8 protein-coding genes and 1 pseudogene are annotated in these 12715 nt (G+C 59.8%); 5 read left to right on the top strand and 4 right to left on the bottom strand.

Annotated elements, in window-relative coordinates; translation table 11 throughout:
* From BG842_RS06000 to BG842_RS06010, 3 genes and pseudogenes are all read left to right on the top strand, one after another.
* Positions 1-272, top strand: a pseudogene (locus BG842_RS06000) (dihydrolipoyl dehydrogenase); the annotation flags it as partial.
* A 108-nt stretch (positions 273-380) separates the two neighbouring features.
* On the top strand, positions 381-2573 hold the full coding sequence (locus BG842_RS32995) for a thiamine pyrophosphate-dependent enzyme (RefSeq protein ID WP_069450069.1): 2193 nt from the start codon (positions 381-383) through the stop codon (positions 2571-2573).
* Positions 2574-2645: 72 nt separating this feature from the next.
* Complete coding sequence (locus tag BG842_RS06010; protein ID WP_069450076.1) at positions 2646-4100, top strand: dihydrolipoamide acetyltransferase family protein; 1455 nt, start codon at positions 2646-2648, stop codon at positions 4098-4100.
* Between the two features lie 245 nt (positions 4101-4345).
* On the opposite strand, the gene BG842_RS06015 is transcribed toward BG842_RS06010, so the two are convergent.
* Positions 4346-5182, bottom strand: coding sequence for a ZIP family metal transporter (locus BG842_RS06015; RefSeq protein ID WP_069450070.1), 837 nt, complete (start codon positions 5180-5182; stop codon positions 4346-4348).
* Between the two features lie 161 nt (positions 5183-5343).
* Here BG842_RS06015 and BG842_RS06020 point away from each other — a divergent pair, with 161 nt between their 5' ends.
* Together BG842_RS06020 and BG842_RS06025 are read left to right on the top strand one after the other, a co-directional pair.
* The gene (locus BG842_RS06020; RefSeq protein ID WP_069450071.1) at positions 5344-5787 is read left to right on the top strand and encodes a universal stress protein; all 444 of its coding nucleotides are present in this window, start codon (positions 5344-5346) and stop codon (positions 5785-5787) included.
* Positions 5788-5902: 115 nt separating this feature from the next.
* Positions 5903-6856, top strand: a complete 954-nt coding sequence (locus BG842_RS06025; protein ID WP_069450072.1) for a DUF5602 domain-containing protein — start codon at positions 5903-5905, stop codon at positions 6854-6856.
* A gap of 315 nt (positions 6857-7171) precedes the next feature.
* Here the strand turns inward: BG842_RS06025 and BG842_RS06030 are convergent, their stop codons facing one another.
* From BG842_RS06030 to BG842_RS06040, 3 genes are all read right to left on the bottom strand, one after another.
* A complete protein-coding gene (locus BG842_RS06030) occupies positions 7172-9181 on the bottom strand; it encodes an alkaline phosphatase PhoX (RefSeq protein WP_069450073.1) in 2010 nt (669 codons plus the stop codon).
* Positions 9182-10657: 1476 nt separating this feature from the next.
* Positions 10658-11836 (bottom strand): CaiB/BaiF CoA-transferase family protein, encoded by a 1179-nt coding sequence (locus BG842_RS06035; protein WP_069450074.1) that lies wholly within the window; start codon positions 11834-11836, stop codon positions 10658-10660.
* Positions 11837-11842: 6 nt separating this feature from the next.
* Positions 11843-12715: acyl-CoA dehydrogenase family protein (locus BG842_RS06040; RefSeq protein ID WP_083252450.1), on the bottom strand; the 873-nt coding region annotated here is incomplete at its 5' end.

The following is a 12715-nucleotide window of genomic DNA, read 5'->3' on the forward strand; positions in this document are numbered from 1 at the left end:
CGCTCCGGGCGAGCGGCCGTGCGCTCACACTCGACGACGACGAGGGATTCGTCCGCGTCGTCGCTGACGCTGACGAGGGGTATCTCCTCGGCGCGCAACTCGTTGCCCCGGAAGCGTCGGAACTCGTCGCCGAGTTCGGCCTCGCGCTCGAATTGGGCGCGACCGTGGACGACGTCGCCGCGACGATTCACACCCATCCGACGCTCTCGGAGGCCGCAAAGGAAGCCGCGGCCAACGCTCACGACCACGCCATTCACACGCGAAACGACTGATGCGAGACGCCAACCAAATCATGAACCAGCCCATCCATTCGCCGACGAACGAATCGCCTCGCACCGACACGAAGCCACCGACGGGTCTCACAGCATCGGTATCCACCCATGTCTGAGGAGAAATGGTCCGAGCGGGACCCCCCGCGCGATTTCCGCCAACTCCTCGACGACGAGGGCCACCTCCTCGACGGGGCGGACGTGCCGAGTCTCGAAGACGACGAACTCGTTGAGTTCTACCGGACGATGGTCGCGACCCGGCGACTCGAAGACACGATGTTGAACATGCAGCGAAGCGGTGAAGCAAGCCTCGTCGCCCGCGAACTCGGTGAGGAGGCGACGCCGCTCGGTGCCGCGGCCGCGCTCGACGAGGACGACTGGGTGTTTTACACCTACCGACAGAACGCGGCGCTGCTCCACTGGGACGTGCCGATGGCGAAGATAATTCTCGGGACGACCGGGCAGGAACCCGAGACGATAGCCGAGGGACTCGACGACTGGGATTCTCCGGTGAACTTCTCGCCGGACTACACGCCCGTCGCCGTGAACGTGACGAACGCGGCCGGGTCGGCGATGACCGACCGGCTCCGCGACCGCGACACCGTTTCGATGGTTTTCATCGGCGACGGGTCCACGAGTGAGGGGTCGTTCCACGACGGCATGAACTTCGCGGGCGTCTTCGACGCGCCGGTCGTCGTCGTCGTGCAGAACAATCAGTGGGCGATTTCGGAACCGTCACAGCGCCAGACCGCCGCCGAGACGTTCGCCAAGAAGGCCGAGGCGTACGGCGTTCCACACGAACGCGTCGACGGCAACGACGTGCTCGCCGTCTACGACGCGGCGAGCGAAGCGGTCGAACGCGCCCGCGAGGGCGGCGGACCGACGCTGGTCGAATGCGTCACGTACCGAATGGGGAATCACAACACCTCCGACAACGCGGACCTCTACCGCGACGCGGGGGAGCTGAAAGAGGAGTGGGCGGAGCGCGACCCCATCGACCGGTTTTCGACGTATCTCGGCAATCGGAACCTCCTCGACGACGACCGCCGCGAGGAGATTCGAAACGAGGTCGATGCCGAGGTGGACGATGCGGTCGAGACGGCCCGGAGCGTCCCCGACACCGACCCGATGCGGATGTTCGACCACCACCTCCACGGCACCTCGTGGCGGGAGGCACACCAGCGAACCGAGTTCCAGCGCGAACAGGAGGGAGAAAACCCGTTCACCGATTTCACCGGGGAGGCGTTCGACACCGAGCAGTGGGAGGGGCACGGTCCTGACCTCGATATCGACATCGCGCCGCTCGACCCCAGCGAGGACGACGTGGAGACGGAGGACTGGAACATCGTGACGGCGGTGAACCACACGCTCCGTCAGGAGATGTCGCGGGACGACGCGATGCGAATCCTCGGGTACGACATCGGCCCCATCGGCGGCGTCTTTCGAGCCACGGAGGGACTTCTCGACGAGTTCGGCCCGGACCGCGTGATAGACACGCCGCTGTCGGAAAACGGCATCGTCGGGACCTCGGTGGGAATGGCGATGCGGGACGACAGGCCGGTTCTCGAAATCCAGTTCATGGGCTTCTCGTACCCTGCGTTCGGCCAGTTCATGTACGCCGTCGCCAAGATGTACGAGCGAACCGGGGGCGATATCGAACTGCCGATGACGATTCGGATGCCGTACGGCGGCGGCATCAAGGCGCTCGAATACCATCAGGAATCGACCGAGACGTTCGAGATTCACGCGCCGGGCGTCCGCGTCCTCTGCCCGAGTACGCCGTACCAGACGAAGGGACTGTTGGCGTCGAGCATCCGGTGTGACGACCCGGTGGTGTTCATGGAACCCAAACGCATCTACCGCGGCTTCGATGAACCGGTGCCGACGGACGAATACACGCTCCCGCTGGATGAGGCCCGAACCGTCCGCGAGGGCGAGGACGTGACGGTACTCACGTGGGGGGCCATGGTCCGCCACGCGGAGAGCGCCGCGGAGGAAGTCGATGCGGACGTCGAAGTTATCGACCTCGTGTCGCTCTCCCCGCTCGACGTGGAGACGATTCTGGCGTCGGTGAAGAAGACCGGCCGGTGTGTCGTCGTCCACGAAGCGCGGCGCACGCTCGGCCTCGGCGCGGAACTCTCGGCGCTGGTCAACGAGTACGCTATCGACCGGTTGAAGGCTCCCGTCAAACGGGCGACGGGCTACGACGTTCACTTCCCGGACAACGACATCGAAGACGACTATCTCACGGACGCGGAGCGGGCGAAATACGCCATCGAGGCGGTGATGAGCTATGAATACTGAACGACCGATAGACCGACAGCGACGTTCGATACCACTCGCCGACCCCGGCACCCCCCGACCGAGGTGGTCGCCGTGACCGACTACGAGTTCGAACTTCCCGACCCCGGCGAAGGATTGACCGAGGCGGAACTGGTCGAGTGGCACGTGGAGGAGGGCGACGACATCGAGGAGCACGACGTCCTCTGCGAGGTGGAGACCGACAAGGCGGTCACGGACGTTCCGTCGCCCTGTCCCGGCACCGTCGAGGAGCGGCAGGCCGAACCGGGCGACGTCGTGCAGGTCGGTGAGGTGATAGTCGTCATCGAGACGGACTCGCCGCCGAGCGGCGGCGAGGAAGCCGAGGCGGCCCAAGAGGCGGCGGAAGGGGTTGACACCGAACAGGGGACGGAAGCCGAGGAAGAAGAATCCGAGGAAGCACAGGCGGAAGCCGAGGAGGAAGAACCCGAGGAGGAGAAAACAGAAGCGGCGGCGGAAACGGAGTCCGAGGAGACGGCGGAAGCGGAAGCAGAAACCGAAAGGACGGCGGAAGCGCAAGCGGAAGAAGAGGCCGAAAGCGAAGCCGAGGGTGAAGAATCGCAGTCCCCGGCGACGACCGAGGAGCGGGTGTTCGCGGCACCGCGAACCAGAGCGTACGCTCGCGAACAGGGCGTGGACCTCGCGTCCATCGACGGGTCGGGGCCGAACGGTCGCGTCGTCCGCGACGATATCGACGCGCGAGTGTCCAGCGGCGCGGCGACCGGCGGAACGGCCGAGTCCGGGGGCGAGGGGACCTACGCCATCGAACATCCGACCACGGAAATCGAACCGGTCGAAATCGACGAGGACGAGGAGCGCGCCGAGCGACGCGACCTCTCGGGGCTTCGCGCTCGCATCGCGGAGAACATGTCCCGCTCCGCCACCGTCGTCCCGCAGTTGACCTCTGGGTTCCGAGCCGATGCCACCGAACTCGTGGACCTCAAGGAACGTCTCGATGCCGAGCACGACGTGCACATCACCTACACGCCGATTCTGCTCAAGGCGGTCGTTCCGGCGCTGAAGGAATTCCCGATGGTGAACGCCAGTATCGACGACACCACCGACGAAATCGTCGAGAAGTACTACTACAACGTCGGGTTCGCGACTCACACCGACAACGGACTGATGGTGCCCGTGATACGGGACATCGATAGCAAATCCATCGTCGAAGTTGCACGGGAGATGACCGACCTCGCAGAACAGGCGCGCGAGCGCACCATCGACCTCGAAGATATGCAGGACGGCACCTTCACGGTGACCAACCTCGCGAGCTTCGGCGAACACCGAACGTCAGGGACGCCCATCATCAACTACCCCGAAGTCGCCATCATGGGTATCGGTCGGATTCGGGAGGAACCGGTCGCCATCGACGGCGAAGTCGAGGTGCGACCGCAAATCGACCTCAACCTCTCGTACGACCACCGCCTCGTTGACGGGGCGAAGGCGAACCAGTTCATGGAATTCGTCATCGAGGGAATCGAGGACACAGACGTCCTCTTGGGTCGCTTGTAGTCCCCACGAGTGCGTACAATCGAGTGGAATCGGTGTCTACAGGTGGAGCAGGCCAAATCCCTCGGGGTCGTTCGGAAATCGAAGAGTTCCATGATGCTGTCAGAACGTCCGTTCTGACCGCCTGCCAGACTCCGTCTGGCAATGTTGTCAGATTCCGATGGAATCTGACTGTTAACCGGAAGCCGGAGGCTTCTGGTGATGACGAGAGACCGTCGGTCTCTCGAACCACTTGACTCCGAGGCAATTTATCCGAGCGAGATGTCGAGATACAGCATCACGATAGCGCCGAATATCGTCCCCAACGTCGCAATACGCTCGTGTCCCTTCGTGTGCGTTTCCGGGACGATTTCGTCGCTGATGACGAACAGCATGGCTCCGGCGGCGAATCCCATCGCGTAGGGGAGCAAGGCCGAGACGGTTTGGACGGCGTACGCGCCGAGCACCGCGAGGGGAATCTCGACCACGCCTGAGCGAATCCCCGCGAACGCGGCGTAGAAGCGTTTGTCCAATCCCGCGTTGATGGCGGCCACCGACACCGCCAATCCCTCGGGGATGTTCTGAATGCCGATGGCGAGCATGAGCGGGACGGCGGTGTCGAGGTTGCCGCTTCCGAACCCGACGCCGACCGCGAGTCCCTCGGGCATGTTGTGAAGCGTGATAGCGAGGATGAACAGGACGACACCGGCGAGTCGCTCGTCGTCCACCGTCAAATCGGCGTCCGGATTGGCGGCATCCGGACGGCGTTGGCCGGAGAGAAGGATGTGTGCGTGCGGTACCAGCACGTCGGACCGGTCCAAAAAGAGGGCACCCACGGCCATCCCGACCAAGACGGGGATGGGGTTGCCGTTGGAGTACGTTTCGATTCCGGGGAGGATGAGGCTCGTGAAGCTCGCGGCGAGCATCACGCCAGCGGCGAACCCCAGTGCGCCGTCCATCGCTCGTTCGGACGGGTCCCGCCAGACGAACACCAACGACGCCCCGAGGAGGTTGAAAGACGCAATGATTAGTCCCCCAACGAGTCCGTTGACGACCGGATTCGCCCCGAACAACTCCGTGAACTGCGCAGGTATCACGGCGACCACTCCTCGTCTCCTGAATCCATCGTTGTCAGTCGGATATTCACCGGCCAACCCTCTTGAAGGTTGAGTGACGTTCGTGTCGAGCGGCGGTTCCTTCTCACCCTCGCTAACGGCGTTCGAAACGGGGGCATCGTTTCATTAGCTATCGGGTCGAGAGAGTACGCATGGACGAAACGGGTGCGATATCGTACAACGATGTTTTGGTGCCGACCGACGGGAGCAAAGCGGCGAAACGCGCGACTGAGCAAGCGGTCGAACTTGTAACCGAGAGCGGCGGGACGGTCCACGCGCTGTACGTGATGGACATGGGAGACGCGGATTTCGTCGCCACGCCGAGCGACATCAAGGAAACCCGAAAGCGACTGGAAAAGAAGGGACAGGGGTTCGTAGACAAGGTGAAAGACCGAGCCGACGAAAGCGGCGTCGATTGCGTTACCGTCGTGAAATCCGGAATCCCGGAGGACGAAATCGTCGAGTACGTCCGCGACCAGGACATCGAGTTGGTGGTGATGGGGAGACGCGGACGGTCGGACCCGGACAAGCCGCTCATCGGGTCGACGACGAAGCGCGTCCTCGGCATCCTCGACGTTCCGGTTCGCGTGGTCTGACGGCCGAACGGGTCGGAACGCACCTGCGACTTCGCCCGTACCGTCGAGCGACGGACGGTTCGGTGACGGGGTGGGGGCAAGAATAAGTCAGACCCGACCGTTACACGAACGGCAAATGCAGCCGAATCGTCGCAACCTTTTGAAAGCGCTGGGAGTCGGCGCCATCGGAGCGCACGCCACCCTCGGCACGGAAGCGACCGGCACGGACGAGCAGTCGCCATCCTCAACGTCGCCCCCCGAGCGAGGGATGACGGATGTGGGTCCACCGTCGGAGCGAATCGCGTGGGGACCGCCCGCCGCCGTCGGAAACGGGACGATTCGGACGTTCGTTGCGAGCACTGGTTCCGAGAAACCTCGCTCCGTCGGCGTCCAGTTCACCGCCGACGCGCTGGACGGGTTACCGACCGCACCGACCGACGGGAAGTGGACCATCCCGGACGGCAAAGCGCCGTGTTGCGGGCACGAAACCGTGCTCGGGTTTCCGGAGACGGCCGCTTCCATCCCGTTCCGCTGGTTCATGCTCAACTGGAATCCGACCGGCCACCCGCCGCCGGACGTTTACGCCGTCCCCCACTTCGACTTCCACTTCTATCTGATGCCGCGGGAAAAGCGAACGGAAATCAAAAACGGCGATTGTCCGCGGGCGTCCACCGCGGTCACGTGTGAGACGCTAAAGCGAGGGACGGAACCCCTTCCGCCCGGTCAACGACCACCCGACTACGAGTCGCTCGGTGCCGTCGAACCGGGGATGGGGAACCACTTGATGGACCTGACCGCACCGGAGTTCAACGGCGAGTCGTTCACCCAGACGTTCCTCTGGGGCACGTTCGACGCCGAACTGATATTCTTCGAACCGATGGTCACGCGGTCGTTCTTCCGTGACCTCTGTACTGGGATTCGGCGGCCCATCAAGATGCCGACGGCGTTCCCGACGGAAGGGTGGTATCCGACTGTGTACGCGATTCGGTATTCAAGAACCGGGGACGCATACGCGGTCAGTTTGGAATCGTTCCGCTGGTTCGGAAGCGAAACGAACGGCCATGACAACACCGATGTGATGGGGTGCTGAGGTCGTCGACGCCGTGAACGAAGCACCCTGGTGAAAGTCTCTCGCGTCGGTTGCACATCGTTCGTGCTCGAATGCAGTTTCGTCGATTCGGCCGACGGGCGATGCGGCCGATATTATTACCGAAAACGAGCGTATCATTTTTCGACACCACCACAAAGCATTTACTCAACCTCGTAAAGCTACGTACTGTGGCGAGGCTGCCTCTGACATAAGGTACTCTCCGAGTCTGGCGCCATCACTCCTGACTCACCCCCCGCCCCGTCACTTTTCCCCACCGAGAGATATCGTCGGTCCGCGCATTCACGCGCGGAGAGATCAATAGCTGTCGGGGGTGTAAATCCAGATCATGTTGTCGTTCGCGTGTCCCTCGTTGGTCGTGTCCTCGCCGATGATGACTCGTTTGTCTCGCATAACCACAAGGTTGTCCGGGTTGGAGATGACGTTCTCCTCTTCGAAGTCGTCACCGGTCACGAGGTCGGATGCGGCCTTCCCGAGCTTTTTCATGCCACCGCCGATCATCCCGTTCTCGTCCTCCTCGGTCGGATTATACCCGCAGTCGGGACAGACGCTGCTCTTTGAATCTGGTCGCGCGTCGTACGGACAGCCGCCGCAGATGTTGGCGTTCGGCCCGCCGACCACCGCGGGTTCCATCCGCGAAACGTCGTAGTCAGCCTCCAACGGCAGTCGGTAGACCGCACCCCACTCGTCACCGTTGAGTTGAATGTCCCCCTCCTCGTCGTTCATCGTCTTACTCGTCTCCGAAATCGCCATATAGAGGAAGTCTTCGCCAGGGACGGCCCCAGTGCGGATGTTGAGGCCCTCCATCTTGCGGAACTCGTCGGTCGCACCGACGGCCGCGGCCGCCCGCCGGGTTTCGAGGAACGGGACGCGACGGAGCTCTTCGTCGATACTGCCGATTCCGCCGTCTTCGTACTGTTCCGCCCACGCGTCGACTTCCTCGGGTGTGATGTAGAACGGGTTTCCGTTCTCCTCGACATAGGCGTCGATTTCGGCGAGGCTCGCGTCGTCGTCCAACGCATCGACCTCCTCTCGAATCGCGAGGTAGTCGGCCTGTGTCACCCCGTCGTACTCCGCTATCCACGATTCGATTTCGTCGAGGTCGGCGTGTCCGAGCGGTATCCAGTCGAGTTCGAAGCCGACCTCGGCAGGATCGCCGTTCAGTTTCCCCTGCTGGCTCGCTTTCGCGACGTACAGCGTCCCCTTCGAACCGTACTCCGTGACGTCTCCGCGTCCGGCCACGTCCTCGTCGGCGACGAACTTGTAGAAACACTTCCCGGTGCCGTCGGAACTCGTGTACGCGGTTCGCTGGTCGGGCATGACCACCGCTACTTCGTGTGCCGCGCGGCCGAACGTCGTCAGTTTCGTAGCTTCCACGTCGGTCACGTCGTCCGCGGTCGGGTTCCCCATCGCGACGATGTGGCCATAGCGGTACGGGTTGGCGTAGGTGTCGGAGATGAGCGTCGCCGTTCCGTTCTCGGGGACGTCGACTTCCTCTCCGTCCCGCGTCCCGCCGAGATACAACGCCTGTTTTTCGACGCCGTTGAGGCCAAAGCTCCCCTGCACCCCGTCGGCGGAGATGCCGGGGCTGTCGTCGATGGTGGCCGGTTTCGGCCGGTTCCAGAACCGAGTGGCCGGATGCGAGTACTGCTCTTCTGCGCTCAGCGGCACCCCCTCGGGGCTGACGCTCCCGAAGCAGTTGATGTTCGTCCCCTCAACGCGGCGGAGCGGTTCGTCGACGTTTTCGGCACCGATAACCTTCCAGCCGCCGTTTTTCCCGCGCTGACGGAGGTGGAGTCGGGTTATCATCCCCGGTTGCGTCTCGAAGTTGGTGAACAGATAGCCTTCGTCGCTCGCCTCGTCGTCCGGAACGAAGCCGTTGAAATCGGGCCAGTACCCGTACTCCGAGTAATCCGATCCTTCGAGGTCACCGACCGGCGTTCCGTCCGGCGTGGTCGGGATGCCGAGCGACTCACCACTGTCGGTTTCGTCGCCACCCTGTGCAAGGACTTGGTAGCTCCCACGCGCCAACCGAACGTCGGCCGCCCGTTTCTCGTTTTCGGACGGTTGAACGCTCGGGAAGTCCCGCGGAAGGTCGTTCATGTTGACCCCGACGACGGCTCCGATGATTCCCTCGTTGTACGGGTCGTCGTTTTCGCGGCTCGGGTGTTGGACGTTGAAGAAGAGCTGTCCCTCCTCTGTGACGTAGAGTCCCGTCACCTCCGCACCGGTGGCGCTCGTCGCGAATCGATGGAGAGTTGGTCCCTCCTCGTCTTCGTGACCGTGACCCGATGGATCTCCGGTCATTGTCCCCGTTCCGGTGTGGCTGAAGAAAGCTGTCGATGCAGTTATGGTTAGTATCCCTCTGCGGGTGACCTTTCTACCCATATATTCATGACTGTTGTATCTATACATATATCTATCCCAATTTTATAGATATAATACAAAGTTTATAGATGAAAAATAGAAACCTAGCAGTATGATTTAATAAAACGTTTATTATTTACACGCATGCTGGCGGATAAATGGTGAAAACGACGTGGAGGGACTACTTCGATGGAGACGTTTCGCTTCGATTGAGCATCATTCGTGCTCGAATGCGATCCCACTAATTCGGCCGATAAGTGGGGAGTTGCTGCTTCAGTCTTCTATGTAAAATGCTCCGACTTCTCGTGAAATCCTAATTTTCGAGCGCGTTAAACTACTGTGGATCGGACTCGTGACAAGAGGTCGTTGAAAGGGAACGTCAAAGCGATATTATCAAATAAACTGACACTTCGTCGAAGTAGTTCTACTTCGTAGGATGCCGGAATATGTCCAAAATAGATGTCTAGAAATACGACAGTATCTATTCAATCATCTAGTCATATCTGGTATTTATCAATCTATTTGCAATCTATAGAGTCGTTGAAATCCATCCATTCGAAGCGATTAGGAATAGCACTACCACAGCCTGCAAATCGATCCGCGCCGTCCCGGTCCTGGCGATGCTCGTTGGGGGTACCGATGGTCGGATATGGCTACCTACTCGTCCCGTGTAAGCACTAGATGGAGTCTAAATCGCCGCTACCAGTCTTCCATAGCGGTTCGCGGGGTCATTCGCCAGTGGTGTGATTAGCGACCGCTTGGGTCTCTTGAGAATGAATCAACGGACGCAGTCGTTTGTAGTTGCAGTTCTCACCCGTCCTTACTAGCTATCTCCGTGATTATCAACCCTCTTCTATTAAGGAATGAGTCCCCGGAAATGACTGATGAGTGTGCATTCAAATAATTTTATAAGAATTATATATGGGTATTGGAAGAATTAGCAGAGTGACCGTAGATTGGGAACCCGAACGCCAGTTTCAGATGGCTATTCGGCTCCTCGCCCTTGCCATCCGGGAAATCTCTCCCTGTCCATTACATAAATAGGGTTGTAATGCTGGTCATATATTTGGGACCGAAGGGAGGCGGATTCGAGAAGTTTTCTCCAATATCTTTCATATTTTGTAATGACAGACCATGATTACTCGTTCACAGACTCTTCAGTAGTAGTCGTAGACCACAAATTCACGTATGTTCAACGGTGTCACGCCATTAACGACGAGAATACTCCCATTACTCGAACTTTCTCATCACAGCTATCTATTTTTAATATTTTCAATAAATATTAAAATTAATAATGTGTGTTTTTGAGATGCCGTTCGGTGGGCTGAGTGCTCCACGTTCGATATGAAATGGACGAATCGATTCGGGACCACACGCAGGCGGATATAAAAAGGAGTGAAAGCCACTGACCGAGGATCAGATGACGCCAGCGTCCTCTAGCGATTCGATGCTATCTCGGGAGTATCCAAGCGTTTCGAGCACTTCTTTTGTGTTCTCACCGAGGTCGGGCATCTTCTCCCGGCGTAGCTCTGCCTTGTTCATATCCAGTGGGTTGTCGATGAATTTGACGGGTCCTGCTTCGGTGTCGAGTTCGCGCACCATCTCCAAGTAATCGGTTTGCGGGTGTTCGAGTACTTCGTCGATTTGGTTGACGTCACCCCACGGGAGGCCGACGGCTTCTAACCTGTCTGCCCAGTGATCACGCGATTCAGTTGCAATCTCGTCTTCGACGACGGATTCGAACGTTTCTCGGTGTTCGATCCGCTTTTCGTTCGTAGCGAAGCGATCATCTTCCAAGAGGTCGGGTCGGTCGATGACCTCCTCGCAGAACAGTTCGAAATGTGGTTCCGAGAGAACAGCGAAGTTGATGTACTGACCGTCGCTCGTTTCGTGTGGTCCGTACGGCGTGAGCAAATGATGGCGCATCCCCACGCGTTCTGGAATCTCGTCGTTGTACCAGTACTTGAGCGGGAAATAACCGAGCCAAGAGAGCATTCCACCGAACATCGTCACGTCGAGTTCTTGTCCTTCTCCAGTACGTTCGCGCTGGAACAGCGCGGTGAGCGTTCCGATGGTCCCGTACATCGCGGCGTTGATGTCACAGATCGAAAGCGGAATCTTCGCGGGGGCATCTGGACTACCGTTCATCATGATGAGGCTCGTCTCGCCTTGCATCACCATGTCGTACGCCTTACGGTTCTCGTATGGGCCGTCCCGACCGTAGCCGGAGATGTTGAGGTAGACGAGGGCTTCGTTCTCTTCGCGGAGCGACTCGTAGTCGAGGCCGAGGCTCTCGACGACGCCGGGAGAGAAGTTCTGCACGACGACGTCAGCCTTTCCGGCGAGTTCTCGACAAATCGCGTTTCCCTCCTCGCTTTTAAGGTCGAGTTCGACGCTCTTTTTGTTTCGATTGACCCAGACGTGTGCAGAGGAGTTTCCCCGCACTGCCGTGTCCCAGTGACGGTTCACGTCTCCGACCCCGGGACGCTCTATTTTGACGACATTGGCACCGAGATCGCCGAGGATTCGTGTGCAAAATGGCGCGCTGATACCACTTTCGAGGGCAAGTACGTCGATATCGTTGAGTGCGTACATGGATACTTAGTATGACCGAGGGAGGTCGAGAACGTGCTCTCCGATGTAATTAAGTATCATTTCGTCGCTGATTGGTGCGATACGGGTGAGCCGAGCCTCACGATAGAATCGCTCGACGTCGTATTCGACGGCGACCCCGTAGCCCCCGTGCGTCTGAACGGCGGCATCGGCAGCCTTGGACGCGGCTTCACGTGCCATATACGCTGCGATGTTGGCCGCCTCACCGACATCTCGACCTTCTTTGAACGCGCGGGCTGCCTGGTAGGTTATGTTGCGCGCGGCCATCATGCGGGCGTACGCGTCGGCGAGGGGGTGCTGAATCGCCTGATTGCTGCCGATTTGTCGGTCGAACACCTCGCGCTCCGTGCCATACTGAACACCCCTGTCGATGGCGACGCGTGCTAATCCCACCGCTTCGGCAGCGATGACGACGCGTTCCTCGTTGAGACCGTCCATTACTTGGTAAAATCCGTTTCCCTCCTCGCCGATGAGGTTCTCCGCCGGTACTTCGAGGTCTTCGAACCAGATCTCATACGAGGGAACCGCCGCACGGATGTTCTTCTCTATCTCGGTTGCGTCGACCGCCCCCTGTTCTTTGGCATCTTCGATATCAATGAGGAAGAGGCTCATTCCTTGGGTCTTCTTCGCTACCTCCTCCTTCGGTGTCGTGCGAGCGACGAGTACCATATAGTCCGACGCGTGAAAGCGTGAACACCAAGTCTTCTGCCCGTTGATGACGTAGGTATCACCATCTCGCTCCGCGGTCGTCGTGATACTGGTCGAATCGAAACCGGCGTTGGGTTCGGTGAGGGCGAAACATTGCAGCAGTTTCTCGCCGGTCGCCAGTTTGGGGAGCAATTTCTCTTTCATCTCTTCGCT

This window comes from Haladaptatus sp. W1, from assembly GCF_001723155.1.
In the GTDB taxonomy this organism is placed as follows: domain Archaea; phylum Halobacteriota; class Halobacteria; order Halobacteriales; family Haladaptataceae; genus Haladaptatus; species Haladaptatus paucihalophilus.